Consider the following 24,134-nt stretch of genomic DNA (forward strand, 5'->3'; position numbering starts at 1 on the left):
GGGCTACGACGACAACCGCGTACATCACCCGATAGTGGTACGGTCCCGCGCCGTGGCCGGACAGCGCGCACGTCGTTCCTCGCTCGTGCCCGGACTGGTCGCGGTGCTGGTCGGCGCCGTGGCGGCCGGGGCGACCTCCCTGCTCGGCGGGCAGGACTCGATCCTCCTCGCCGACAAGGGCTCCACCAGGGCGGTCGGCGCCCCCGGAGATCCAACCGGGCCCACCGGTACGAGCCCGCCGACGACCACGTCCCCGGTTCCGGGGACGACCGCCCCGACCACCACCGGCGGCCCTACCACGACCCCGCCGACGACTACTCCGAGTAAGCAACCCACGGAGTCCACCACGGCACCACCGCCCGAACAGCCGAGCCCGACCCCGTCGCGGCGCAGCACCCCCGCACCGCCACCCGTACCTTTGGGACCAGCGGCAAAAGTGGCGGAGCTGGTAAACCACGCCCGCGCCGAAGCGGGCTGTCCAGCCCTGCGAATCGATGAGCGGTTGGCAAATGCCGCCCAACGGCACAGCGCCGATATGGCGGAGCGTAACTACTTCTCGCACACCTCACCGGACGGCGCTTCGTTCGTCGACCGGGCGCGCGCGGCTGGGTATCCGCGGCCTGGCGGTGAAAACATCGCCAAGGGTCAACGTTCCGCCGAACAGGTCATGGAGTCGTGGATGCAGTCCTCCGGCCATCGCGCCAACATCTTGAACTGCCGGTTCACCGCACTGGGCATGGGCCTGGACACCCGCGGCTGGGTGTGGACGCAGGTGTTCGGCAGGTGAGCGCTGATCCGGTCGCACCGGTGAAGCAGGGCCAGCGCGTTCCGGGCACCGCCGTGCTCGGGGCGGTCGCGCTGGCAACGGCGACCCTGTTCGCCACCGTCGCCACCCTGGTCACCACCTCCGCCGCGGAGCAGGGCCGCACCTCCGGCGGCGGGGACACCGTTCAGGGCGACCGCGTCTCCGACGCACCGCCGGTCCCCGGCCAGACCACCACCACGACGCCGGGCCCCACCACCACGTCCGGCTCCTCGACGAGCAGTCCGTCCAGCACGACGATGCCGTCGACCACCTCCAGCAACGGCGTCCAGCCTCCCCCGGGCCCCGGCTTCCCTCCTCCCCCGCCGTCCAGCACCCAGCCGCCGCCGGTGACCACGACGACCTCGGCGAAGCCCATCCCCACAACAACGCCGCCGCCCTCCACCACCCCGTCCAGCCCGTCGCACACCACGAGCACCACCTGACCCCTTGGGGCAGAAGTGCGGGCGGCGCGGCGAACGCGGTGGGACGCTGGGGGCATGGAGTGGTTGACGTGCTTCCAGCGTGAGGCCGGGGCGTTCGAGGGCGCTGTGCGGCGGGCAGACGGGCAGGCCCCGATCGTGCCGAGCTGTCCACAGTGGACACTGACCGATCTCGTGCTCCACCTCGGTTACGTGCACCGCGTGGTGACGTCGATCGTGACCGAGCGGCTGACCGCCCCGCCCGATGTCCACGGGACGCAGTTCCGCGTGCGGCACCCCGACTGGCAACGCTGGCCGAGCCTGGACGAGGCGCCGAACCACGGCCCCCTGCCCGCCGGGCTGGCCGACTGGTTCGCGGAGGGCGCCGCCGCGCTTCACGACGTCTTCCGCGCGGACGCTCCGGACACACCCGTGTGGACGTGGACCGCGGACCAGACCGTCGGGTTCTGGATTCGGATGCAGACGACCGAGGCCGCGTTGCACCGGTGGGACGCGCAGAACGCGTTCGGTGACGCGTGGCCGATCGACGACGAGCACGCCGCGCTGGCCATCACCGAGCATTTCGAACTGCTCGTCCCCGCGTGGCGGCACATGCGGCCCGCCGAGGACGGAGCCGGTGAGCGCGTGCGCCTGACCGATGGCCGGCGCGGCTGGACCGTCGAGTTCACCGGCGACGAGGCGCGCTACGTGGACGCCCCCGCCCACGTGGAACTCGCGGGAACGGCCTCGGACCTCCTGTTGTTCCTCTGGAACCGCATCCCCGCGGATCACCTCGCCATCACCGGCGACCGCGCGGTCCTCGACCGCTACACCAAGATCGTCCCGCCCGTCTGACCCAGCGCGGGTTCCCCCGTCTTCAAGTCCCCCCAACCCCGCCCGGAAACGTCTCTAACCGCACCCAACCCCGGGGTTGGGGTCAGTGGGCGACCGCTGGGACCGGGGTCGGGGGTCCTTGAAGACCGGGCAACCTCATTCGCCGATCACGGGTGGGGCGACCATCGGCAGCTCACCGACGATGTCTTCGGTGATGTCGTACTTGCGCTCGTGTTCCTGGTCTTCCTCGCGCTGGCTGGTGCCGAGCGCGGGTTGCATGAACCCCGGCCGCGCTGCCGTTGTCGGCTTGACCGGGGACGGCGTCGGCCTCGGCGGGACCGGCTGGCTCGGCGTGCTCAACGGCCCACCCGCGCGCGGCACCAGGCCGCCGACCGCGGCACCCGAACCACCGGTCACTGCCGCGCCCGGCCCCGCGACCGAACTCAACCCGCCGACCTCACCCAGCTTCGGCGGCGGCGTGTACCCGGCCTGCTGCACCTCACCGAACCTGTTGTCCGGCACATCCAAACCGAGGTCACCACGCTGATCCGGAATCGGCGGCACCGTGACCCCACCGCCGTCGACGTTCTCACCGATGTTCTGACCCGCGCCGATATCCCCGCCCCTCGGCCGCGTGATCGCTCGACCACCACCACCGATCGGATCCGGACCAGGCTTCGGCCCACCCGGATTCCCACCATCGAAACGCGGCGGCTCGTCGTAATCCGGGACCGGCTTGTTCACCGCGTCCGCATACGCCTGCATCACCCGCGCCGCTTCCCGATGCGCCTCATTCGCCGCACCTTCGAGAACCTCCCGGTCCTCCTTCAGCTGGAAAAGGTCCCGCAACGCGTTGCTGTTGCCCAACTCCTCCAGCGACGGCACCTTCTTCGGCTCCGGCATCGAATTCCGCGCATGCACAAACGCGTTCATCTGATCGGCGACGCTCTGGCCCCGCCCGTGCGTGCTCCGGCACGCCGACGCCGTCCACGACCTCAGCGAGCTGATCTTCCCCGTCGCCCGCTCGGCAGCCTCGCCCTCCCAGACCGCGCCCAGCGCAGTCAGCGCGCTCGACAGGCTGTTGCTGGCCTCGCCGAGAGTCTCCATGAGCTTGGCCGTGTAGAGCATCGAAGCCAGATGCCCGTTAGGACCGGGCCCCGCGTGAAGCCCCTCGTACAGACTCTGGTGCGGGATAGCCATCCAGTTGCGGTTAACGTCCACGTCGTCCCCCCGTGTCGTTGTCGCTCGCATCAACCACGAGCGAGAAGATTGCCGAGCGCGAGTTCCGCGCCGCGCGTCGCCCGACGACAGACCTCTTCCTGCGTCAGCGGATTCTCATAGCGCCCTTGTTCAGTCGCCTGAACGCGGAGCACCTGCCCCTGGGCCACGCCCACGTTGACTCCACACGCCAAATTGCCGGGTCGGCCGTCTACATAAGCCTCGTAAGCCGAGAATCCCTGAACGCGAATGCTGCGAGTGTGAGCGGGAGTCTTGCCTGGCGCAAAAGCATCCATATCGCGATCAAGAAGCATGTTGACCGAGATCGTCACTTTCTCAGCCCTCCCCAAGAAATCGCAGACCTGGGACCCGAAGAAGATGTCCTTCTCCTCTGCGAAAGGCCGGTCGATCTTAAATTCTCGACGGTTCTCCTCGGTGAACAGCTCACACGGGCGCACCGAGTTGATTTTGACCTCTCGTGGCCTGCCAGGGCCTGGAGCGCTGTTCGCCGAGGTCTTGGACGGAACTGCGCTCTGTGGAACGGCCGCACCAACGTGGTCGACAGTGCAGCCAGCGAGAGCCGCCGCGATCAGGACGACGCCGCACGAGAGCTGGCCAGCAAAACGAATGGGGATCAACCGTGCCCGCCCAGGACCTGTCGACTAGCGCTCTCCACACGCGCGTAATGACGCCTGGCGGACTCAAGTTGCGCGACAGCTTTGACCAGCTCGTCACGGAAGCGTTCTGTAGCCCATGCCGTGCTGCCCTGGCCGCCGAGATGGCGCTTGTTCACCTCTACGGCAAGGCCGGTGCTGACGTCGTCCCCTCCCATCGCTTCGACTTGCAGTTCCCCCTTGGCGCGCGCAGTCAACTTCTCTGCTTTGTCCAGGGCGTCGTTGAAGATCTTGATGGCGGCGGGGACCTGATCCAGGTCGATGCGCCATCCCCCGACGCGCACGTACTGCTTGGACATACGAAAACGCCTCCCCTGCGTCTCTGGCCCACGAGCAGGGTAACGAACAGAGCACGGCGCTGGGCCCACCATGAGGGAGTACGACACGAGATCGAAGGACCCCGAGCCTGGCAATTGCCTAAATCAGGGTTCGAAGCGGTAGCCCATACCGGGTTCGGTGATCAGGTGGCGCGGACGGGAAGGCTCGGCCTCCAGTTTGCGGCGCAGCTGCGCCAGGTAGACGCGGAGGTAGTGGGTCTCCTTCGCGTACGCGGGACCCCACACCTCCTGGAGCAGCTGCTTCTGCGCCACCAAGCGACCGCGGTTGCGCACGAGCATCTCCAGCACGCCCCACTCGGTCGGCGTCAGGTGCACCTCCGCACCGTCGCGGTGTACGCGCTTCGCGGCCAGGTCGACGGTGAACGTCGCGGTCTCCACGACCGCCAGCTCGCCCTCGTCTGTCGGATGCGCGGCGCGGCGCACGGCAGCGCGCAGCCGCGCCAACAGCTCGTCCATGCCGAAGGGCTTGGTCACGTAGTCGTCGGCGCCCGCGTCGAGCGCCCTGACCTTGTCGGAGGAGTCGGTCCGCGCGGAGAGCACCAGGATCGGCACGCTCGTCCAGCCGCGCAGGCCCGCGATCACCTCGGTGCCGTCGCGGTCGGGCAGCCCGAGGTCGAGCACGACCACGTCGGGCCGGTCCTCGGCGGCGACCTTCAGCGCGGACGCGCCGTCGTGCGCGGTCAGCACCTCGTAGCCGCGCGCGGCGAGGTTGATCCGCAGCGCGCGCACGATCTGCGGCTCGTCGTCGACCACCAGGACCTTGGTCACCGCGTTCCCGCCTCTCCCGCGTGATCCCCGTGCACCGGCAAGGAGATCACGATCGTCAGCCCGCCGCCCGGGGTGTCCTCGGCGCGGATCGTGCCCCCCATCGCCTCGGTGAAGCCCTTGGCGACGCTCAGCCCCAGTCCCACCCCGCTGGACGAGTCGCCGAGCCGCTGGAACGGCGCGAACACCTCGTCGGCGGCGCCCTTCGGCAGGCCGCGCCCGTAGTCCACGACGCGCAGTTCGACCAGCGCGGCGTGCGCACTCGCACGCACCTCCACCGCACCGCCGCCGTGCCGGAGTGCGTTGTCCACCACGTTCGCGATCACCCGCTCCAGCAGCCCGACATCGGCCCGCACCAACGGGAGCCGATCGTCCACGTCCACCTTCACCCGGGCATGTCCGTCCATAAAGGACAGAGCACGGGCGACGGCTTCGTAGAACCCGGTCGGCCGGTACCGCGGCCGCACCGCGCCGGTGGCCAGGCGCGAGGAGTCGAGCAGGTTGTCGACCAGCTTCGCCAGCCGATCAGCGGATTCCTCTATTGCCTCAAGCAGTTCCGCGGTGTCGGAGTCGGACAGCGCCAGCTCGGGATCGCGCAGGCTGCCGATGGACGCCTTGATCGACGTCAACGGCGTGCGCAGATCGTGTCCCACTGCGGACAACAGCGCGGTGCGCAGCTCGGTGGTCTCGGCCTTGCGCTGCGCCTCTGCGCTCTGCGCGGACAGACGCTGCTGCCGCAGCGCCAGAAGTGCTTGTCCCGCAGCGCCTTCGAGCACCTTGCGATCGGCTGCGGCCAACGCCCGCCCGCGGAGCGCGAGGTGCACGTCGGGAGTCACGGCGATGTCGACATCGGCCTGCCCCGGGCGGTCGCACGCGTCGACGCCGACGACCGCGACGCGCTTCCACGAACCGCCGCTCTTCTCCAGCAGCGCGACCGAGGTCAGGCCGAAGTTCTCGCGCACCTTCTCCAGCAACCGCTGCACCGGCTCGGGGTGCGTGAGCACCGTGTGCGCGTAGGAGGACAGCAGCGCGGCCTCGGTCCGGGCCCTGGCGGCCTGCCCGGCGCGGCGCGCGGCGCGGTCGACGACGAGGGCGACCATGATGCCGACGACCACCATCGCGACGAGCGTGATGACGTTCTCCTGCGCGGAGATCGTCAGCGTGAACAGCGGCTCGGTGAAGAAGAAGTTGAGCATCAGCGCGGAGCCGATCGAGGCCAGCAGCGCCGGTCCGAGCCCGCCGACCAGCGCGACCACCACGATCGCCAGGAAGTAATCGATCACGTTGGTGGACAGGATCAGCTCGGGCTGCAACGCAACACCGAGCGCGGTCGCCCCGGACGGCAGTACCACGGCGAGCACCCAGCCGAGGATCTTGCGCCACGGGGCGAGCGCGTCGCGCTTGGCTCCCTGCTGCCGCAAGGTCCCACCGGCCTCGTCGTGGGTGACCATGTGCACGTCGATCGGCCCGGAGTTCTGCACGACGCGCGAGCTGACGCCCTCGTCGAAGACCCGCGCAAGCCGCGACCGCCGCGAGGTCCCGAGCACCAGCTGCGTCGCGTTCACCCCGCGCGCGAAGTCCAGCAGCGCGGCGGGCACGTCGTCGCCGACCACGGTGTGGAAGCTCGCCCCGACGTCGCGCGCGAGCTTGCGGCAGCGGCTGACCGCGGCGGCGGGGACCCCGGCAAGGCCGTCGCTGCGCAGGACGTGCAGCGCCAGCAGCTCGGCGCCCGCGCGGTTGGCGATGCGCCGGGCGCGGCGGATCAGCGTCTCGCTCTCCTTGCCGCCGGTGATCGAGACCACCACGCGCTCCCGGGTCTCCCAGGTGTCGGTGATCCGGTGCTGCGCGCGGTAGCGCTGGAGCGCGACGTCGACCTGGTCGGCGACCCACAGCAGCGCCAGCTCGCGCAGCGCGGTCAGGTTGCCGGGCCGGAAGTAGTTGCCGAGCGCGGCGTCCACCTTGTGCGCCGGGTAGATGTTGCCGTGCGCCATCCGCCTGCGCAGCGCCTCCGGGGTGACGTCGACCAGCTCGACCTGCTCCGCCTGGCGCACGACCTCGTCCGGCACCGTCTCCTGTTGCGCCGCGCCGGTGATCCGCTGCACGACGTCGTTCAGGCTCTCCATGTGCTGGACGTTCACCGTGGACAGGACGTCGACGCCCGCGTCGAGCAGCTCCTCGACGTCCTGCCAGCGCTTGGCGTTGCGGGAGCCGGGAACGTTGGTGTGCGCCAGCTCGTCGACGACCGCGACCTCGGGCCGCAGCGCGAGCAGCGCGTCGACGTCCATCTCGGTGAAGTCGTGGCCGCGGTGGCTCATCCGCCGCCTCGGCACCTCCGGCAGACCCTCCAGCAGTGCCGCGGTCTTCGCCCGGCCGTGGGTCTCCACGAAACCGACCACGACGCGGGTCCCCCGTTCGGCGCGCCGGTGGGCCTCGCCGAGCATGGCGAAGGTCTTGCCGACCCCGGGGGCCGCGCCCAGGTAGATGCGCAGCTCACCGCGTCTGCGTCGGTTGCCGGACTCCACCGGCCCAGTCTCCGCCACCGGTGCCCCGCGCACCGCCCCGGCGGCGTTGAGCTTGCGCACAGTCGGCGCATCAGGCGTCATCAGAAGTTCTCCGGCCGGATCAGGGAGATCAACGGGAGCGGGGTGGTCATGGAGCACCGGCGCAAGCGTGCCGTTCGGCTGGGCTTAGATAACGGTCCCTGACACGTCCTTGACGAGGACTACCTCGGCGTTTACGGGCTCCTTACACTCTGTGTGACGGCGGCAACCACGAACCTTCACCCAGGGCGGGAGGCCTCACGCCGATGAGGCCACCGTCTGCGACCACGCTTCGGCTGTGGCCGCACGAACGGACTAATCACCTTCAACCGCGCTGATTCATTTCACGCCATGAGGAATGTATTTTTCACTTCGCGTGAAGGGCGCGGGTCCGGACGACGAGGAGGTCGACGTGTGCGGCATTACCGGCTGGGTGGCCTTTGCACGCGACCTGACCTGCGAACAGGCCACGTTGGAGGCCATGACCGCCACGATGCGTGAGCGTGGCCCGGACGCGGGCGCCACCTGGTTGGCCCAGCACGCGGCGCTCGGCCACCGGAGGCTGGCGGTGATCGACATCGAGGGCGGCGCGCAGCCGATGGCCGCCGACACCCCGGACGGCCAGGTGGTGCTGACCTACAGCGGCGAGGTCTACAACTACGTCGAGCTGCGGGACGAGCTGCGCCGCCGGGGCCACGCGTTCCGCACCGCCAGCGACACCGAGGTGGTGCTGCGCGCCTACCTGGAGTGGGGCGACGCGCTGGTCGACCGGCTCAACGGCATGTACGCCTTCGCGATCTGGGACGCGCGCGCCGAGCGCCTGCTGCTGGTCCGCGACCGCCTCGGGGTGAAACCGCTCTACCTCTACCGCACCGCGGACGGGGTGCTCTTCGGCTCGGAGCCCAAGGCGATCCTGGCGAACCCGCTGGCCAAGCGCCGCATCGGCCTCAACGGGCTGCGGGAGCTCTTCGCGTACAGCAAGACCGTCGGCGAGGCCGTCTGGGCCGGGATGCGCGAGCTCAAGCCCGGCAGGCTCGCCGTCATGGACCGCTCCGGCCTGCGGGAACGGACCTACTGGCAACTCGAGGCCAAGCCGCACGAAGACGACGTCGAGGCCACCTGCGGCCGGGTCCGGGAGCTGCTGGACGACATCGTGCGGCGCCAGCTGGTCTCGGACGTGCCGCAGTGCGTCCTGCTGTCCGGCGGCCTGGACTCCAGCGCGCTGACCGGGCTGGCCGCGCAGCACCTGACCCCGCTGCGCACGTTCGCGGTCGACTTCGTCGGCCAGACGGACAACTTCACCGCCAACGTGCTCCAGGACAGCCCCGATGCCCCGTTCGTGAAGGACGTGGCCGCCCACGTCGGCACCGAGCACACCGACATCGTGCTCGACCACTCGACGCTCGCCGATCCGGCCGTGCGTGCGGCCGCGGTCGCCGCACGCGACATCCCGATCGGCCTCGGCGACATGGACAACTCGCTCTACCTGCTGTCCAAGGCGGTGCGGGAGCACTCCACGGTGGCGATCTCCGGCGAGTCGGCCGACGAGGTCTTCGGCGGTTACTGGTGGTTCCACGACCCGGGCATCCAGCGCGGCAAGCTGCAACCGTGGGTCTCCGGGCCCGGCGGGCAGCAGAGCGTCGGGCGACCGTTGCTGCGCAAGGAGCTGCGCGACCAGCTGGACATCGGCACGTTCCTGAAGGACAGCTACGCGGCCACGCGCGCCGAGTCACCGGTGCTGGCTGGCGAGGACCCGCACGAACGGCGGATGCGGCAGATCTCCTACGCGCACCTGACCCGGTTCCTGCCGTACATGCTCGACCGCAAGGACCGGATGAGCATGGCGGTCGGCCTGGAGGTCCGGGTGCCGTTCTGCGACTACCGCCTGGTCGAGTACGTGTTCAACGCCCCGTGGGCGATGCAGACCCACGACGGGCGGGAGAAGAGCCTGCTGCGCTCCGCCGTCCAGGACGTCATCCCCCGGTCGGTGCTGGAGCGGCGCAAGAGCCCGTACCCGTCCACCCAGGAGCTCAAATACGTGATGGCCCTGCAGGAGCAGGTTGAAGAATTGTTGAACGATCGGAGTAATCCAACTTTCAACATTATTGATACGGCCTGGGCCCGTGAAATCGTTTCCAGGGAGCCTGGCTCACTCAATCGTGTGGACCGACTGTTCACAGAACGCCTGCTAGACATCGCTGCGTGGCTAGGTTCTCACCGACTTGAGCTACACCTAACTTGACTGCGCCTCACCCAGAAGAGAAAGTTGTGAACGGCTACAAACGCACACGGCGATCGGCCCTGAGGCGTTCGATGTCCTCCTCTGAACGGATGACACCTGAGTAGTAACCCGTTCAGGCGAGCAAACAGTCACCCTCGGGTGAACCGGAGCAAATTTTGTACTCCGGTCGGGCGCTTGAGACCCCGATTGATGGACTTAGTCGTGACACGTTGGTAATGTCCTGATTATCCGGTGTTGTTGGTGAAGTTCTGCCTGGATGAAGCCGGGGTAATCACAGCGCGGTGACCCCTGGGGGAGGATTCGGATGCACGAGCGGGAGTTTCGAGCGTTCGTCTCGATCGCGGACCTAGGTCGCATGGACCTGGCCGCAAAGTCCTTGGGTTATTCCCAGCCAGCGATCAGCTACCAGATCAAGTCCCTGGAGCAGTCTCTCGGTACCAAGCTCTTCACCCGCGATCCAGCGGGTGCGAGGTTGACCCGAGAGGGACAGATGATCTTGCCTTCGGTTCGAGCGGTGCTCATGCTGATCGACAGCATCAAGGAGCTGTCGGTTCGCAACAACGAGCCCGTGCCCACCACGAGTTTCGAGTGGGCGACGAGCCAGCTGCGCTCCAGCTGAGAACAACCTTCCCCGTGACCGTTCGGCAGCAGGTCACGGGCCGATGAGAACGATCGTGAAGGGGCGGTCCCGAAGGGGCCGCCCCTCGCGTATGCCGTGGGCACGCTCAGCGAGGGGCTCGCTGGCACTTCGGGCAGGAGAAGGACGACCTGTTCATGAAGGACTCGCGGATGATCGCGGTGCCGCAGCGCCCGCACGGCCTGTTCTCCTGGCCGTAGGCCGCCAGTGAGCGGTCGAAGTAGCCGGACTGCCCGTTGACGTTGACGTAGAGCGCGTCGAACGAGGTGCCGCCCGCGACCAGTGCCTCCCGCATGACGTCGGTCGCCGCCTCCAGCAACTCCGTCGCCTTGGCCTTGGTCAGCCCGTTGGCCGGGCGCGACCAGTGCAGCTTCGTCCGCCACAGCGCCTCGTCGGCGTAGATGTTGCCGATGCCGGAGACCACCGTCTGGTCCAGCAGGGCCCGCTTCACCTCGGTGCGCCGGGCGCGCAGCGCGGCCACCCCGGTGGCGAGATCGAACTCGGCGTCCAGCGGATCGCGGCCGATGTGCGCGATCGGCACGGGCAGCCCGGCCACCAGCTCGGTCAGCGCCAGGCCACCGAAGGTGCGCTGGTCGACGAAACGCAGCTCCGGACCGTCGTCGGCGAAGCGCACGCGCACCCGCAGGTGGGTCTCGTCCGGCGTGCCCACGGGCTGGACCAGCATCTGGCCGCTCATGCCGAGGTGCGCGACGACCGCGTCGGCGGCGCCGTCCAGCTCGATCCACAGGTACTTGCCGCGGCGGCGGGCGGCGTCGAAGCGCCTGCCGCTCAACCGGGAGGCGAAGTCCACCGGGCCGGGTACGTGCCTGCGCACCGCGCGCGGGTGCAGCACCTCGACGCGGTCGACGGTCCGGCCCGCGACATGCCGTTCCAGTCCAGCGCGGACGACCTCGACCTCGGGAAGTTCCGGCACGCCCGTCCTCCTCGATCAGGAGGCGGCGTCCGCCTCACCCTCGTCACCCTCGGCGGCCAGGCGAACCTGCTCGGAGAGGATGCGCCAGGCGGCCTCGGCGGCCTTCTGCTCGGCTTCCTTCTTCGTGCGGCCCTCGCCGGTGCCCTGCGGCTTGCCACCGACGATGACGGTGGCGGTGAACTCCTTGCGGTGATCCGGCCCCTCTTCGGAGACCCGGTACTCGGGAACGCCGAGCCCGGCGGCCGCGGTGAGCTCCTGGAGGCTGGTCTTCCAGTCCAGGCCGGCACCGCGCCGGGGGGCCTCCTCGAGCAGTCCGTCGAAGAGGCGGTGCACGAGGGTGTGCGAGGTCTCGATGCCGTGCTCGAGGTACACCGCGCCGATCACCGCTTCCAGGCCGTCGGCCAGGATGCTTGGCTTGTCCCTGCCGCCGGTGAGCTCCTCGCCCTTGCCCAGCAGCAGGTGCGCGCCGAGCCCACCCGGACCGAGGGTGCGCGCCACTCCGGCCAGCGCGTGCATGTTGACCACGCTGGCGCGCAGCTTGGCGAGCTGCCCCTCGGGAAGGTCCGGGTGCGCCCGGTACAGGTGATCGGTGATCACCACGCTGAGCACCGAGTCACCGAGGAACTCCAGCCTCTCGTTCGGCGGAAGACCGCCGTTCTCGTAGGCGTAGGACCGGTGCGTCAGTGCCAGCGTGAGCAGTTCGATGCCGAGTCCGACACCGAGCGCTTCCAGCAGCGGGGCGCGATCAGGCGCGGGTCCCCGCGACGGTCTGCTCCCCACGATCTAGTCTCCCCGCCTGGTTCAGGCGGGGGTGACGACCTGGCGGCCGTCGTACTGACCGCACTGCGGGCAGGCCACGTGCATCAGCTTCGGCGCACGGCAGGCGCGGTTGGAGCAGGTCGCCAGGTTCGGGGCGCTGGCCTTCCACTGGGAGCGGCGCGAGCGGGTGTTGGACCGCGACATCCTGCGCTTGGGGACGGCCACGACTAGTTCTCCTCTGAGTTGTTTCCAGCCTCGCCGAACCGCCCTTGCAACGCGGCCCAGCGAGGGTCAATCTTCTCATGCCCGTGGTCCGGGCCGAGATCGGCCAGCTTCTCACCGCACTCCACGCACAGCCCCGGGCAGTCCGGGGTGCACAGCGGAGCGGCGGGCAGGGTCAGCACGATGGTGTCGCGCGCGACCGGTTCCAGGTCGAGCAGGTCGTCGACGAGCCTGCTGACCTCGTCCTCGTCCGTACTGGCCTCGGTGGCGCTGTCCGGGTAGGCGAACAGCTCCGTGACCCGGACCTCGACCTCACCGCTGAGCGGGTCCAGGCAGCGGGAGCACTCCCCCACCGTCGGCCCGCTGACGGTACCGGTGACGAGCACGCCCTCGACCACGGACTCCAGCAGCACGTCGAACTCGACCTCGGCGCCCGAGGGGATGCCGATGACGTCGACCATGCCGACGTCGCCGGTGGCCTCGAACTTCCGGTGGTAACCACGGCTGGAGCCCGGGCGCCGCCCCAGGTCCCGGGTGTCGATGACCCACGGTCCGGTCGGCGGCCGCTGCGTGGTTCTGTTGCGATCAGACATGAGTGTGAGGTGTGCGGCCGTGGTCGGTTGGCGGCCAGCCCGCCCAGGGTACGGGACGCGACCTCCAAGAACGAAATCCGTTCCCGGTGCCCGCCGGGTCAGTAACCGCCGCGGTGCCGGGTGGGACGAGGGCCGGCCGGCTCCTCTTCGGCGTAGTCGAAGACGGTGTCGTGGCTCGGGCCGCCCCGGCCGCGGAGCTGGGCCCGGCCCTTGCCGACGGTGCGCAGCGTGCGGCCGAGCAGGTCCTCGAACTCGCCGAGCTTGCTGTCCACGTAGGCGTCGCACTCGGAACGGAGGCGGCCCGCCTCCTGGTTGGCGGCGTCGACCACCCGGGCCGACTCGCTGTGCGCGGCGCGGACCACCTCGGTCTGGTCGACCATGCGGGCCTGCTCGGCGCGGCCCTCGTCGACGGAGCGCTCGTAGGAGGCGCGGCCTGCCTGGATCATCCGGTCCGCCTCGGACTCCGCCCGGCCGACCGCGTCCTCGTACTCGTGCCGGGCCGCGGCGGCGATCCGCTCGGCCTCGGCCTCGGCGTCGGCGACCATGCGCTCGGCCCGCGCCCTGGCCTCGGCGAGCAGACGGTCGGCCTCCTCGCGGGCCTCGGTGACCGTCTGCTCGGCCTCGGCACGGGAGCTGGTGATGCTGTGCTCTGCCTGCTGCGCGGCCTTGTTGACCACGTCGTCGCGGTGGTCCAGGACGTCCTGTGCGTCGTCGAGCTCACCGGGGATCGCGTCCCGGATCTCGTCGAGCAGTTCCAGGACGTCACCCCGCGGAACGACGCACCCGGAGGTCATGGGAACGCCGCGCGCCTCCTCGACGATCGTGACGAGCTCGTCAAGCGCCTCGAAGACCCGGTACACGTGCCACTCCTCGCCCCGCAGTCGACTGTCCAGCGTCCAGTCTGCCGTGTCGACGGGCCGGACGGCGGGATCTCACCACGCGTGTCAGGCAGTGATTCAGGCGTTGACGTTGACGAGGACGAAGCTCTTGTAGTGATCGGCGGTGTAGAAGAACTCGTTGCCGGAGCCGGTCACTATCCGCTTGGCACCGCGGTGGCCGATGCCGGGCGTCTTGACCGTGAACTCCTTGTAGTAGTTGGCGGCGCACTTCGGCAGCAGGTTCTCGCGGTTGCCGAAGGTGGTGCCGTCCTGCGGGTACGGGTAGGGCCCGTTCTTCTTGATGAGGTTGACCGTGTCGGTCGCCTCGCGGGGCAGGGCCGAGAGGTTCTTCTTGGTGTAGGAGGAGGTGTCCCCGCAGGCCGGTTGGGCCGCAATGGATCGCGCGTCGGCGGGGGCGGCGGAAGCGACGGCGGGGGCCAGGGCGCCCAGTGCCACCAGGACGGCCGCGAGCAGGGTCTGCGCAACGCGTGCTGTGATCGGCTTCATGGTCGGACGGTAACGATCTCCCATGATCGTCCACAGACATCGATATGAACTTTCGAAGGCGGGAAAACCACGTGCATACGGAAGTAGGAAGTTTTCGCCGAGCGGTTTCAACCGATGTGGACGCGATTGTGCGCATGCTCGCCGACGATCCGCTGGGGGCGCTCCGGGAGAGCCCCGGCGACCCCGCCTACCTGCGCGCTTTCGCCGAGATCGACGCCGATCCGAACCAGCTCCTGGTGGTCGCCGAGAACGGCGGTGAGGTGGTGGCGACCATGCAGCTGAGCTTCATTCCCGGTCTGTCCCGGCTGGGAATGTCCCGCTGTCAGATCGAGGCCGTTCGGGTGCGCGACGACCAGCGGGGTTCGGGTCTCGGCGAAGCGATGATCCGCTGGGGCGTCGAGCGGGCGCGGGAGCGGGGGTGCGGCCTGGTGCAGCTGACCACCGACGCCACCCGGGCCGACGCGCGGCGGTTCTACGAACGGATCGGGTTCACGCCGAGCCACGTCGGCATGAAGCTCGCGCTCTAGCGGGTCTCCGCGAGGCGGGCGGCGAGGCGCTCGTCGACCGCGGGCGGCAGCAGGTGCGAGACGTCACCGCCGTAGGTGGCCACGTCCTTGACCAGCGAGCTGGAGAGGAAGCTGTAGACCGGGTTGGTGGCGATGAACATCGTGTCGATGCCGGAGAGGCGCTGGTTCATCTGCGCCATCTGCAGCTCGTACTCGAAATCGCTGACCGCGCGCAGGCCCTTGACGATCGCCTGGACCTCGTTGGCCTTGCAGTAGTCCACCAGCAGGCCGTACCAGGAGTCGATGCGCACGTTGGGCAGGTGCGGCGTGACGTCGCGGAGCATCTCCATGCGCTCCTCGACGGTGAACAGGCTGCGCTTGTTCTTGTTGATCATCACAGCGACGACGACCTCGTCGAACAGACCGGCCGCCCGCTCGATGATGTCCAAGTGGCCGTTGGTCACTGGGTCATAGGAGCCGGGGTAAACGGCACGCCTCATGGGCGGGACCGTAACAGGATTCGGATATCGCGCCACCGCTTGGTCGCGGCGAGTGGGAAGTGTCACCCGGGCTCACCGGCCGAACGGAGCACCACCGCCGGTGGGAGTATTGCCCGGTGACGCGAATCGTTGCCGGGACCGCGGGCGGACGCCGGCTCGCGGTGCCACCCAAGGGAACCAGGCCGACGTCGGACCGGGTGCGGGAAGCGCTGTTCAGCGCGCTCGAAGCACTGGTGGACCTGGACGGCGCGCGGGTTCTGGACCTCTACGCGGGTTCGGGCGCGCTCGGCTTCGAGTCGTTGTCCCGCGGAGCGGTGGCGGCGACCTTCGTGGAGTCCAACCGCCGAGCGGGAGAGGTCCTCCGCAGCAACGCCGCGGACCTCGGACTGCCGGGCGCGGACGTGCGGAACGGTACGGCGGACACGGTGTTGTCGACGGGCACGGGCACGCCGTACGACGTGGTCTTCGCCGATCCGCCCTACGACCTGACCAACGAGGCGCTGCACAGGACGCTGACCGTGCTGGTCGAATCGGGGTGGACCGCGCCCGGCACCGTGGTCGTGGTCGAACGCGCCGTGCGGAGCGGGGACCCGGCGTGGCCATCACCGCTCGTCCCGCTCCGCACCCGCCGCTACGGCGACACCGCCGTCCACTGGGCCGAACACGCCTGACTCACACTCCACCTCCGTCTCCGCCAATGCCGCGTTTGTTCCGTTGAAGTGCCCTGAATGAGTCATTGAGGGCGCTCAAGTACCTCAATGACTCATTCAGGGAATAAACGGGGGTGGAGAGTCCACTGTGGATGGTGGTGGGCGTTGTTGCCACAGAGGGGCAGTTGCACCGTCGTCGCAACGGGTTTCGCGTCGTATGTTGCCAGTGTGAGCGTGCTCGGGAATCGGACCTACAGGCGGCTCTTCGTCGCCCAGGTGGTCGCGCTCGTGGGGTCCGGGCTGGCGACGGTGGCGCTCGGGTTGTTGGCGCACCGCCTCGCCGGGGGCGACGCGGGCTTGGTCCTGGGCATCGCGCTGGCGATCAAGATGGTGGCCTACGTGTTCTTCGCCCCGCTGGCCACGGCGCTCGCGGAACGGTTGCCCCGGCGCGGGTTCCTCGTGGCGATGGACGCGGTGCGGGCGGTTGTCGCCTTGGCGCTGCCGTTCGTCACCGAGGTGTGGCAGGTCTACGCGTTGATCGTTGTGCTGCAAGCCGCCTCCGCGTCGTTCACGCCGACGTTCCAGGCGACGATCCCGAGCGTGCTCCCGGACGAGGAGGACTACACGCGGGCGTTGTCGTTGTCGCGCTTGGCTTACGAGCTGGAGAGCCTGCTGAGCCCGGTGCTCGCCGCCGCCCTGCTCACGGTCGTCGGGGCGAGCCAGTTGTTCGTCGGGACCGCGATCGGCTTCATCGCGTCCGCCGTGCTTGTGCTGAGCGTGGTGCTGCCCAAGCCCGTTGAGTCCGCGAGCACGTCAGTTGGCGGACTGCGCGTCTACCTCGCGACGCCCCGCCTGCGCGCGCTGGTGGGGCTCAACCTCGCGGCCGCAGCGGCTGGATCGATGGTGCTCGTGAATACCGTTGTGGTGGTGCGCGAAGGCTTGGGGCTGGGCGATTCCTTCGTGGCGTGGACGCTCGGCGCCTATGGAGCGGGCTCGATCCTCGCGGCGCTGCTGCTGCCTCGCGTGCTGTCCTGGTGCGGCGAGCGGCACGTGATGCTCAGTGGTGCTGGTGTGCTGGTGTTCGTGCTGGCGGCGAGCGCTTTTCTGACTTTGTCGTGGGCCGTGGTGCTTGGCGCGTGGGCCGCTCTGGGATTGGCCGGAGCCGCGGTGCAGACGCCGATCGGTCGCTTGGTGCGGCGGTCGGCGGAGCCTGGCGGCTGGCCGAGGTTGTTCGCCGCGCAGTTCACCGTGTCGCACGGCGGCTGGCTGGTGACCTATCTGCTCGCCGGGTCGCTGGGCGCTTGGGCGGGAATGCCGATCACGTTGCTGTTGCTGGCGATGGTCGCCGCGGGCGGGATGGTGTTCGCCGCGCGCGTGTGGCCGGTGCACGATCCGTCCACAGTGGAGCATGTGCACGACAACCTCGCCCCGGACGACCCGCACCTGCTGAACGCGGTGCCGTCCGGACGAGGATGGGTGCACGCGCACGAGTTCGCCATCGACCGCGTGCACCCGCGCTGGCCTCAGCGGTCGCCGTAGGTGAGCACCTCGCCCACCGCTTCGAGCAACGGGATGAGCTTGGCGAGCTCGGCCTCGTCCGCGGTGACGCACTCGGTGATGGCGGCGCCGACGACCGTCCACTCAGGACTGAGCTGCCGGACCTGGCGGACCAGCGCATCGATGGCGACCCCGTCCGGCTCCGGATAGGTCATGCCGCTGAACTCGTTGGGGGACAACACGTCCAGGTCGATGTGCAGGTACACCTGGCGGTTGCGCGGAGCCAGGTCCCCACACTCGACCAGGGCCACCCGCTTGCCTTCACCGATCAGCGGCCGTTCCCCGTCGTCGATGCTGCGCGTGCCCACGAGAACGACCTCGCGCTCCCCCATGGCCGAACGCAGGACCATGCCGTGGAACGCGCCGGACGGGGAGGACTCCGGGGTGTTGAGGTCGGCGTGCGCGTCGAACCACAGCACCGTCACGTCGTCTCCGAGGCGCCGCACCGGCACCAGGTCGACGGAGCAGTCCCCGCCGATGGTCAGCACCGGTTCGTCCACTTCGGACAGTGCGGTTCGCTGGGCGTCCTGGTGGGCCAGGAGCACTTCGTGGTTGGCGATGCCGCCGACGGTGGGCGAGGTGCCGGTGCCGACGGGGACCTCGGTCACCTCGGCGCCGAGCACCCGCCCGGCCAGCCCGGCGAGGGCACGGCAGCCGGACGGCAGCCTGGCCCGGCTCTCGACGAGCGCTCCTTGGAACTGGGGTACGGCGTGAATGCGCATGGCCGGAGTATGCGTGTGCGCGGGTCCCGCGCACACGCACATTTCCGGCTCAGGTCAGCTCGATGAGCAGGTCCCCGCCCTCGACCTGCTGGACCTTGCCGATGGCCAGCCGCTTGACCTGGCCCGCCTTCGGTGCGGTGATCGCGGCCTCCATCTTCATCGCCTCGATCGTGGCCACCGTCTGGCCCGACTCGACCTGGTCGCCCTCGGCCACCGCGAGCGTGACCACCCCGGCGAACGGCGCGGGCACGTGGTCGGGGTTGGCGCGGTCCGCCTTCTCCGCCGCCGGGATGTCGGCGGCCACCGAGCGGTCGCGGACCGAGATCGGCCGCAGCTGCCCGTTGAGCGTCGCCATCACCGTGCGCATACCGCGGTCGTCGGCCTCACCGATGGCCTCAAGACCGATGAGCAGCCGCACGCCCTGCTCCAGGTCGACCGAGTACTCCTCACCCGGACGCAGGCCGTAGAAGAAGTCCTTGCTGCGCAACACACTCGTGTCGCCGTACGCCTCGCGGTGCGAGGTGAACTCCTTGGCCGGGCCGGGGAACAGCAGCCGGTTGAGCGTCTTGCGGCGGTCGGTCTCCAGGCCGCGGCGGTCGTCGTCGGTCAGCTCGACCATCTTGCGCGGGGCGCTCCGGCCCGCGAGCGCGCGGCTGCGGAACGGCTCCGGCCAGCCACCGGGAGGGTTGCCCAGCTCGCCGTGCAGGAAGCCGACCACCGAGTCCGGGATGTCGAAGCTGCCCGGGTTCGCCTCGAAGTCCGCGGGCTCCACCCCGGCACCGACCATGTGCAGCGCGAGGTCACCGACCACCTTGGACGACGGGGTCACCTTCACCAGGCGGCCGAGCATCCGGTCGGCGGCGGCGTAGGTGGACTCGATCTCCTCGAACCGGTCGCCGAGGCCGAGCGCGATCGCCTGCTGGCGCAGGTTGGACAGCTGCCCGCCGGGGATCTCGTGGTGGTAGACGCGACCGGTCGGCGAGGCCAGGCCCGACTCGAACGGCGCGTAGATGCGGCGCACCGCCTCCCAGTACGGCTCCAGGTCGCAGACCGCCTGGAGGTCCAGGCCGGTGGCCCGCTCCGTGTGGTCGGTCGCCGCGACGATCGCCGACAGCGAGGGCTGCGAGGTGGTCCCCGCCATGGACGCCGTCGCGCCGTCCACCGCGTCCACGCCCGCCTGGATCGCGGCGAGGTAGGTGGCCAGCTGGCCGCCCGCGGTGTCGTGGGTGTGCAGGTGCACCGGCAGGTCGAACTCCGAACGCAGCGCCTTGACCAGCGTCGCGGCGGCGGGCGGGCGGAGCAGGCCGGCCATGTCCTTGATCGCCAGCACGTGGGCGCCCGCGCGGACGATCTGCTCGGCCAGCCGCAGGTAGTAGTCGAGGGTGTAGAGCTGCTCGGCCGGGTCGGCGAGGTCGGCGGTGTAGCACAGCGCCACCTCGGCGACGGCCGATCCGGTGTCGCGGACCGCCTCGATCGCCGGGCGCATCTGCTCGACGTCGTTGAGCGCGTCGAAGATCCGGAAGATGTCGATGCCGGTCGCGGTGGCCTCCTCGACGAAGCCGCGCGTCACCGCCTCGGGGTACGGCGTGTAGCCCACCGTGTTACGACCGCGCAGCAGCATCTGGAGGCAGATGTTGGGCGCCGCCTCGCGCAGCGCGGCCAGCCGCTCCCACGGGTCCTCGGCCAGGAAGCGCAGTGCGACGTCGTAGGTCGCGCCGCCCCAGCACTCCAGCGACAGCAGCTCCGGCGTGGAGCGCGCCACGTGCGGCGCGACCGCCAGCAGGTCCTTGGTGCGCACGCGGGTGGCCAGCAGCGACTGGTGCGCGTCGCGGAAGGTCGTGTCGGTGACGCCGACCGCGGGGTTGGAGCGCAGCCACGCGGCGAAGCCCTCCGGGCCCAGCTCGACGAGCTTGTGCCGCGAGCCCGCGGGCGGGGTGTCGAGCAGGTTGACCGCGGGCAGCTTCTGCACCGGGTCCACAGTGGACGGACGCGCGCCGTTGGGCTTGTTCACCGTCACGTCGGCGAGGTAGGTCAGCAGCCTGGTGCCGCGGTCGGCGGAGTGCCGCGCGGTCAGCAGGTGCGGGCGCTGCTCGATGAACGCCGTGGTGACCTGGCCCGCGAGGAACTGCTCGTCGTCCAGCACCGCCTGGAGGAACGGGATGTTGGTGGAGACACCGCGGATGCGGAACTCGGCGATCGCGCGACGGGCGCGGCGGACGGCTCCGGCGAAGTCGCGACCGCGGCAGGTCAGCTTCACCAGCATCGAGTCGAAGTGCGCGCTGATCCCGGCACCCGCGTGCGCGGTGCCGCCGTCGAGCCGGATGCCCGCGCCGCCCGGGGAGCGGTACGCGGTGATGCGGCCGGTGTCCGGGCGGAAGCCGTTGGCCGGGTCCTCGGTGGTGATGCGGCACTGCAGCGCCGCGCCGCGCAGGCGGACGGAGTCCTGGGTCAGCCCCAGCTCGGGCAGGGTCGCCCCGGCGGCGATCCGCATCTGCGACTGCACCAGGTCGACGTCGGTGACCTCCTCGGTCACGGTGTGCTCGACCTGGATGCGCGGGTTCATCTCGATGAAGACGTGGTTGCCCTTGCGGTCGACGAGGAACTCCACCGTGCCCGCGTTGACGTAACCGATGTGCTTGGCGAAGGAGACCGCGTCCGCGCAGATCTTCGCGCGCAGGTCCGGGTCGAGGTTGGGCGCGGGGGCGATCTCGATGACCTTCTGGTGCCGCCGCTGCACCGAGCAGTCGCGCTCGAAGAGGTGGATCACGTTGCCCTTGGCGTCGGCCAGGATCTGCACCTCGATGTGCCTGGGCTCGACGACGGCCTGCTCCAGGAACACCGTGGGGTCGCCGAAGGCCGACTCGGCCTCGCGCATCGCGGCCTCAAGCGCCTCGCGCAGCCCGCCTGCCTCCTCGACCCGGCGCATGCCGCGCCCGCCACCACCGGCGACCGCCTTGACGAAGACCGGGAAGCGGATGTTCTCGGCGGCGGCCAGCAGCCCCTCGACGTCGTCGGAGGGGGCGGAGGACTCCAGCACGGGCAGCCCCGCCTCGCGCGCGGCGGCGATGGCGCGGGCCTTGTTCCCGGTCAGCTCCAGCACCTCGGCGCTGGGGCCGACGAAGGTGATGCCCGCGTCCTTGCAGGACTGCGACAGCTCCGGGTTCTCCGACAGGAAGCCGTAGCCGGGGTAGATCGCGTCGGCGCCCGCCTTGCGCGCCGCCTTGATCACCTCGGTGACGGAGAGGTACGCGCGCACGGGATGGCCGGGATCGCCGATCTCGTAGGACTCGTCCGCCTTGAGGCGGTGCAACGAGTTCCGGTCCTCGTGCGGGAACACCGCGACCGTTCCCGCGCCCAGTTCGTAGGCGGCGCGGAACGCCCGGATGGCGATCTCTCCTCGGTTGGCGACGAGGACCTTCGCGAACATGCCGGCTCCTCACGGATCGTGCCTCGGGGTCGGTCGTGGCACCGTATCGTCGTCTCCCGCTGTGCGGGAGGGTCGTCCCAGGTGACGGACTTCATCCTGATCGATTCCCCCGGCCCGCGCGACTGCCAACGGACTGTGGTTCCGATCACTGGCCGTATTACTGGTTTCAGCGCGCGCCGATGCGGATACCCGTCCTCGCGGTCCTATTCGCGGGAGATGAGATGCGATTCGCACTGGCTCTGTCCGTGTCCCTGGTCCTCGGCTTGGTCGGGGTGCCAGCCCAGGCCGGTTACCCGCTCTACGCGGCCGCGACCAGCCCCGCCGTCGCCGCGGGCAAGGACGGCCTGCTGGAGATGTTCGCTCCCGCCCCGCCGAACGCGGCGCTGCACCACCGGAAGCAGCTGCCCGGCGGCGCCTGGGGGCCGTGGGCGGAGTTCGGCACTCCCACCGAGGGCGCTCCGACCGTGGTGCGGAACGCGGCGGGACTGCTGGAGGTCTTCGCGCTCGACCGCAGGGACGGCCGGGCCGGTGAGCGCATCCGCCACCGGGCCCAGCTCGGCGACGGCACGTGGGGACCGTGGGAGGACTTCGGCTCGGCGGCATCGGCCCCGGTGGCCGCGGAGGGCGGGACGGACCTGTTCGCGGTGGCCCACAGCGGGTCGAAACTGCTGCACCGCGCGCGTTCCGGTGCGGGCTGGGGCCCGTGGGAGGACTTCGGTGAAGGCTCCGGCCTGCCCGCGGTCGCCCGGGGCGGAGACGGACAGCTGCGGGTGTTCACCACCCTCTCCGGCCAGCTCTTCGGGCGGACGCAGACCCCGGCCGGGTGGAGCCAGTGGACCCCGCTCGGTGGCCCCGCCGACGCGCACTCCCCGGTCGCCACGGCGACGCCGAGCGGAGTGGTGGTGTTCGTGACGGCCGACCAGCGCGTGAACGAGCTGCGCGACGGGTGGACGGTGTTCTCCGAGCCGGTGACGGGACGGCCCTCGGTGGGGCGCAACGCAGACGGGCGGCTAGAGGTGTTCGTCGTCGGCCGCGACGCGAGCAGCGTGCAGCACCGCAGGGAAACCGCGACCGGATGGGGCCCCTGGCAGACCTTCGACGGCGCCAGCGCGGTGTGCTCGCCCAGCGTGACGTCCACAGTGGACGGACGGCTGGAGCTGTTCACGCTCGCCCCGGCGGGTGAGGCGGTCATGGTCCGGGCGCAGACCGCGCCGAGCGGCACGTGGGGCCCGGCGCACGTGCTCGGCGGCCCCGCCAGCCCCCGCTGCGAGTAGTCAGCGCAGCTGGTTGACCAGTGCGCGCAGCCACGGTTCGGCGAACGCGGGCTCGGCGGCGATGGCCCTGACCAGCCGCTCGCGGGTTTCCCGGGTACGGCCGGACTCGACGAGGGCGACGGCTTCGGCGAGCGCCTGACGGGTTCTGGCGTCGTGCGCAGGGACCGCGGCTTCCGGATCGGCCCAGGACCACCGGGCGAACAGAACTGGTGAGCTTGGCCTGGCGATCGCGCTCGCGGGCAGTTCGGCGGTCCACTGTGCGCTCTGGTGCCAGCGGTGGGTTTTCGGACTGGTGTACATGCGACGGCGCACGAGGTCCCATCGGAAGGGACGGTTCACCTCGGCGCTCATGCGTCCCATCGCACCACAGCGGCCTACCCCGGCGCCTGCCCTTTTCGTGCGCGACGCACATTACGCTTGAAGCACGTTGACAACCGTGCTTACCACCTTCTTCACTGCCCACTGAAGACAATGGACATCGACCGAAGGTGAAACATGAGAATCGCTCCAGTCGTCGCGATGGTCGCCTTGGCACTCACCACACTGGCACCGACAGCCTCCGCGGCCTCGCAGGCCCATTCACCCTGCGGCTACTTCGAGGAAGGCGATGGCGCCTGGTACAACCACTGCGCGAGCGCGGGCAATATCAAGATCGTCGTGGACTACAGGACCGAGGATGGGAAGGTGCTGTGCGTCGGACCCGGCGAGACTTTCCTCGGCGCGGTCTCAAGAATCCAGAACGCCTGGTACATCGGCCTACGCTGCTGATCTTCGCCACCGCGGGCGTCAGGACTTCTCCAGGAGCTCCGCATGCCTTGTGCATTGTCCACAAGCAAAGGTGAAACATGAGAATCGCCCCTGCCCTCGCAGCGGTCGCTCTGGCCCTCACAGCACTGACGCTTCCCGCCCCCGCGAGCGCACAGGCGATGAAATGGGACTACCCGTGCGGCTACTACGAGACGAACGGATTCGCCTACTACGGGCACTGCACGAACGACGGCAGTTGGATCTGGATCTACGTGGACCGCAAGACAGAACCTGATTACTCCCAGTGCGTCCTGCCCGGCAGCACGTTGCTCGACTACACCGCGAAAGTTCAGAACGCCTGGTACGAGGGCGCGAAATGCAAATGA

General features: G+C 69.7%; 26 protein-coding genes. 10 read left to right on the top strand and 16 right to left on the bottom strand.

The genetic code is table 11. The features are described from left to right. Window positions 1-52: 52 nt before the first annotated feature. Window positions 53-787: a CAP domain-containing protein gene (locus NLX83_RS01995; protein WP_254233143.1), complete on the top strand. Its 735-nt coding sequence runs from the start codon at window positions 53-55 to the stop codon at window positions 785-787. A gap of 163 nt (window positions 788-950) precedes the next feature. Here the strand turns inward: NLX83_RS01995 and NLX83_RS02000 are convergent, their stop codons facing one another. After that, window positions 951-1,244, bottom strand: a complete 294-nt coding sequence (locus tag NLX83_RS02000; RefSeq protein WP_254233144.1) for a hypothetical protein — start codon at window positions 1,242-1,244, stop codon at window positions 951-953. A 58-nt stretch (window positions 1,245-1,302) separates the two neighbouring features. Here NLX83_RS02000 and NLX83_RS02005 point away from each other — a divergent pair, with 58 nt between their 5' ends. Continuing rightward, complete coding sequence (locus NLX83_RS02005) at window positions 1,303-2,079, top strand: maleylpyruvate isomerase family mycothiol-dependent enzyme (RefSeq protein WP_254233145.1); 777 nt, start codon at window positions 1,303-1,305, stop codon at window positions 2,077-2,079. 135 nt (window positions 2,080-2,214) lie between these two features. Here NLX83_RS02005 and NLX83_RS02010 read toward each other — a convergent pair whose 3' ends face one another. The 5 genes from NLX83_RS02010 to NLX83_RS02030 form a co-directional block, all read right to left on the bottom strand. After that, window positions 2,215-3,309, bottom strand: coding sequence for a PPE domain-containing protein (locus tag NLX83_RS02010; protein ID WP_308209258.1), 1,095 nt, complete (start codon window positions 3,307-3,309; stop codon window positions 2,215-2,217). Then, entirely contained in the window at window positions 3,309-3,914 is a 606-nt protein-coding gene (locus NLX83_RS02015) for a DUF3558 domain-containing protein (RefSeq protein ID WP_254233147.1), read from the bottom strand. Before NLX83_RS02015 ends, NLX83_RS02010 begins: the two co-directional genes overlap by 1 nt. Further along, window positions 3,911-4,249, bottom strand: a complete 339-nt coding sequence (locus NLX83_RS02020; RefSeq protein ID WP_254233148.1) for a hypothetical protein — start codon at window positions 4,247-4,249, stop codon at window positions 3,911-3,913. Before NLX83_RS02020 ends, NLX83_RS02015 begins: the two co-directional genes overlap by 4 nt. A gap of 123 nt (window positions 4,250-4,372) precedes the next feature. Next, on the bottom strand, window positions 4,373-5,056 hold the full coding sequence (locus NLX83_RS02025) for a response regulator (RefSeq protein WP_254233149.1): 684 nt from the start codon (window positions 5,054-5,056) through the stop codon (window positions 4,373-4,375). Then, window positions 5,053-7,656: a sensor histidine kinase gene (locus NLX83_RS02030; RefSeq protein WP_254233150.1), complete on the bottom strand. Its 2,604-nt coding sequence runs from the start codon at window positions 7,654-7,656 to the stop codon at window positions 5,053-5,055. The genes NLX83_RS02025 and NLX83_RS02030 overlap by 4 nt, the downstream gene beginning before the upstream one ends. A gap of 349 nt (window positions 7,657-8,005) precedes the next feature. On the opposite strand from NLX83_RS02030, the gene asnB reads away from it, so the two are divergent. Together asnB and NLX83_RS41610 are read left to right on the top strand one after the other, a co-directional pair. Further along, window positions 8,006-9,835, top strand: a complete 1,830-nt coding sequence (gene asnB / locus NLX83_RS02035; protein WP_254236046.1) for an asparagine synthase (glutamine-hydrolyzing) — start codon at window positions 8,006-8,008, stop codon at window positions 9,833-9,835. Window positions 9,836-10,139: 304 nt separating this feature from the next. After that, a complete protein-coding gene (locus NLX83_RS41610) occupies window positions 10,140-10,454 on the top strand; it encodes a LysR family transcriptional regulator (RefSeq protein WP_030430557.1) in 315 nt (104 codons plus the stop codon). A 106-nt stretch (window positions 10,455-10,560) separates the two neighbouring features. Here NLX83_RS41610 and mutM read toward each other — a convergent pair whose 3' ends face one another. From mutM to NLX83_RS02070, 6 genes are all read right to left on the bottom strand, one after another. Continuing rightward, window positions 10,561-11,406, bottom strand: coding sequence for a bifunctional DNA-formamidopyrimidine glycosylase/DNA-(apurinic or apyrimidinic site) lyase (gene mutM, locus NLX83_RS02045; RefSeq protein ID WP_254233151.1), 846 nt, complete (start codon window positions 11,404-11,406; stop codon window positions 10,561-10,563). Between the two features lie 15 nt (window positions 11,407-11,421). Next, on the bottom strand, window positions 11,422-12,186 hold the full coding sequence (gene rnc / locus NLX83_RS02050) for a ribonuclease III (RefSeq protein WP_254233152.1): 765 nt from the start codon (window positions 12,184-12,186) through the stop codon (window positions 11,422-11,424). Between the two features lie 21 nt (window positions 12,187-12,207). Beyond that, window positions 12,208-12,390 (bottom strand): 50S ribosomal protein L32, encoded by a 183-nt coding sequence (gene rpmF, locus NLX83_RS02055; protein WP_086825420.1) that lies wholly within the window; start codon window positions 12,388-12,390, stop codon window positions 12,208-12,210. A gap of 2 nt (window positions 12,391-12,392) precedes the next feature. Further along, window positions 12,393-12,980, bottom strand: coding sequence for a YceD family protein (locus NLX83_RS02060; RefSeq protein WP_254233153.1), 588 nt, complete (start codon window positions 12,978-12,980; stop codon window positions 12,393-12,395). A 98-nt stretch (window positions 12,981-13,078) separates the two neighbouring features. Continuing rightward, window positions 13,079-13,840 carry an ATP synthase F0 subunit B gene (locus NLX83_RS02065; protein WP_254233154.1) on the bottom strand — a complete coding sequence of 254 codons (762 nt, stop codon included), beginning with the start codon at window positions 13,838-13,840 and terminating at the stop codon, window positions 13,079-13,081. Window positions 13,841-13,936: 96 nt separating this feature from the next. Continuing rightward, the gene (locus tag NLX83_RS02070) at window positions 13,937-14,365 is read right to left on the bottom strand and encodes a ribonuclease domain-containing protein (protein WP_254233155.1); all 429 of its coding nucleotides are present in this window, start codon (window positions 14,363-14,365) and stop codon (window positions 13,937-13,939) included. A 44-nt stretch (window positions 14,366-14,409) separates the two neighbouring features. On the opposite strand from NLX83_RS02070, the gene NLX83_RS02075 reads away from it, so the two are divergent. After that, window positions 14,410-14,892 carry a GNAT family N-acetyltransferase gene (locus NLX83_RS02075; RefSeq protein WP_374118628.1) on the top strand — a complete coding sequence of 161 codons (483 nt, stop codon included), beginning with the start codon at window positions 14,410-14,412 and terminating at the stop codon, window positions 14,890-14,892. On the opposite strand, the gene coaD is transcribed toward NLX83_RS02075, so the two are convergent. After that, window positions 14,889-15,371 (bottom strand): pantetheine-phosphate adenylyltransferase, encoded by a 483-nt coding sequence (gene coaD, locus NLX83_RS02080; protein ID WP_254233156.1) that lies wholly within the window; start codon window positions 15,369-15,371, stop codon window positions 14,889-14,891. The two genes, NLX83_RS02075 and coaD, sit on opposite strands and share 4 nt — an antisense overlap. Window positions 15,372-15,487: 116 nt before the next feature. Between coaD and rsmD the strand changes: the two genes are divergently transcribed. Continuing rightward, a complete protein-coding gene (gene rsmD, locus NLX83_RS02085) occupies window positions 15,488-16,042 on the top strand; it encodes a 16S rRNA (guanine(966)-N(2))-methyltransferase RsmD (protein WP_254233157.1) in 555 nt (184 codons plus the stop codon). 207 nt (window positions 16,043-16,249) lie between these two features. Beyond that, window positions 16,250-17,560, top strand: a complete 1,311-nt coding sequence (locus NLX83_RS02090) for an MFS transporter (protein WP_254233158.1) — start codon at window positions 16,250-16,252, stop codon at window positions 17,558-17,560. Here NLX83_RS02090 and NLX83_RS02095 read toward each other — a convergent pair. Both NLX83_RS02095 and NLX83_RS02100 read right to left on the bottom strand, forming a co-directional pair. Continuing rightward, a complete protein-coding gene (locus tag NLX83_RS02095) occupies window positions 17,545-18,300 on the bottom strand; it encodes an arginase family protein (RefSeq protein WP_254233159.1) in 756 nt (251 codons plus the stop codon). The two genes, NLX83_RS02090 and NLX83_RS02095, sit on opposite strands and share 16 nt — an antisense overlap. 49 nt (window positions 18,301-18,349) lie before the next feature. Further along, window positions 18,350-21,727, bottom strand: coding sequence for a pyruvate carboxylase (locus tag NLX83_RS02100; RefSeq protein ID WP_254233160.1), 3,378 nt, complete (start codon window positions 21,725-21,727; stop codon window positions 18,350-18,352). Window positions 21,728-21,948: 221 nt separating this feature from the next. Between NLX83_RS02100 and NLX83_RS02105 the strand changes: the two genes are divergently transcribed. Further along, window positions 21,949-23,001, top strand: coding sequence for a hypothetical protein (locus NLX83_RS02105; RefSeq protein WP_254233161.1), 1,053 nt, complete (start codon window positions 21,949-21,951; stop codon window positions 22,999-23,001). Here the strand turns inward: NLX83_RS02105 and NLX83_RS02110 are convergent, their stop codons facing one another. Continuing rightward, window positions 23,002-23,352, bottom strand: a complete 351-nt coding sequence (locus tag NLX83_RS02110; RefSeq protein WP_254233162.1) for a hypothetical protein — start codon at window positions 23,350-23,352, stop codon at window positions 23,002-23,004. A gap of 144 nt (window positions 23,353-23,496) precedes the next feature. On the opposite strand from NLX83_RS02110, the gene NLX83_RS02115 reads away from it, so the two are divergent. After that, entirely contained in the window at window positions 23,497-23,769 is a 273-nt protein-coding gene (locus tag NLX83_RS02115; RefSeq protein WP_254233163.1) for a DUF6355 family natural product biosynthesis protein, read from the top strand. 77 nt (window positions 23,770-23,846) lie between these two features. Further along, entirely contained in the window at window positions 23,847-24,134 is a 288-nt protein-coding gene (locus NLX83_RS02120) for a DUF6355 family natural product biosynthesis protein (RefSeq protein ID WP_254233164.1), read from the top strand.

The sequence above is a fragment of the Allokutzneria sp. A3M-2-11 16 genome, from assembly GCF_024213555.1.
Taxonomy (GTDB): domain Bacteria; phylum Actinomycetota; class Actinomycetes; order Mycobacteriales; family Pseudonocardiaceae; genus Allokutzneria.

Coding starts and splice junctions, on each gene's coding strand:
- NLX83_RS02005 (WP_254233145.1), top strand. CDS start 1,303: ATGGAGTGGTTGACGTGCTTCCAGCGTGAGGCCGGGGCGTTCGAGGGC.
- NLX83_RS02010 (WP_308209258.1), bottom strand. CDS start 3,309: ATGCGAGCGACAACGACACGGGGGGACGACGTGGACGTTAACCGCAAC.
- NLX83_RS02020 (WP_254233148.1), bottom strand. CDS start 4,249: ATGTCCAAGCAGTACGTGCGCGTCGGGGGATGGCGCATCGACCTGGAT.
- NLX83_RS02030 (WP_254233150.1), bottom strand. CDS start 7,656: ATGACGCCTGATGCGCCGACTGTGCGCAAGCTCAACGCCGCCGGGGCG.
- NLX83_RS41610 (WP_030430557.1), top strand. CDS start 10,140: ATGCACGAGCGGGAGTTTCGAGCGTTCGTCTCGATCGCGGACCTAGGT.
- NLX83_RS02060 (WP_254233153.1), bottom strand. CDS start 12,980: ATGTCTGATCGCAACAGAACCACGCAGCGGCCGCCGACCGGACCGTGG.
- NLX83_RS02070 (WP_254233155.1), bottom strand. CDS start 14,365: ATGAAGCCGATCACAGCACGCGTTGCGCAGACCCTGCTCGCGGCCGTC.
- NLX83_RS02075 (WP_374118628.1), top strand. CDS start 14,410: ATGAACTTTCGAAGGCGGGAAAACCACGTGCATACGGAAGTAGGAAGT.
- coaD (WP_254233156.1), bottom strand. CDS start 15,371: ATGAGGCGTGCCGTTTACCCCGGCTCCTATGACCCAGTGACCAACGGC.
- NLX83_RS02095 (WP_254233159.1), bottom strand. CDS start 18,300: ATGCGCATTCACGCCGTACCCCAGTTCCAAGGAGCGCTCGTCGAGAGC.
- NLX83_RS02100 (WP_254233160.1), bottom strand. CDS start 21,727: ATGTTCGCGAAGGTCCTCGTCGCCAACCGAGGAGAGATCGCCATCCGG.
- NLX83_RS02105 (WP_254233161.1), top strand. CDS start 21,949: ATGCGATTCGCACTGGCTCTGTCCGTGTCCCTGGTCCTCGGCTTGGTC.
- NLX83_RS02110 (WP_254233162.1), bottom strand. CDS start 23,352: ATGAGCGCCGAGGTGAACCGTCCCTTCCGATGGGACCTCGTGCGCCGT.
- NLX83_RS02115 (WP_254233163.1), top strand. CDS start 23,497: ATGAGAATCGCTCCAGTCGTCGCGATGGTCGCCTTGGCACTCACCACA.
- NLX83_RS02120 (WP_254233164.1), top strand. CDS start 23,847: ATGAGAATCGCCCCTGCCCTCGCAGCGGTCGCTCTGGCCCTCACAGCA.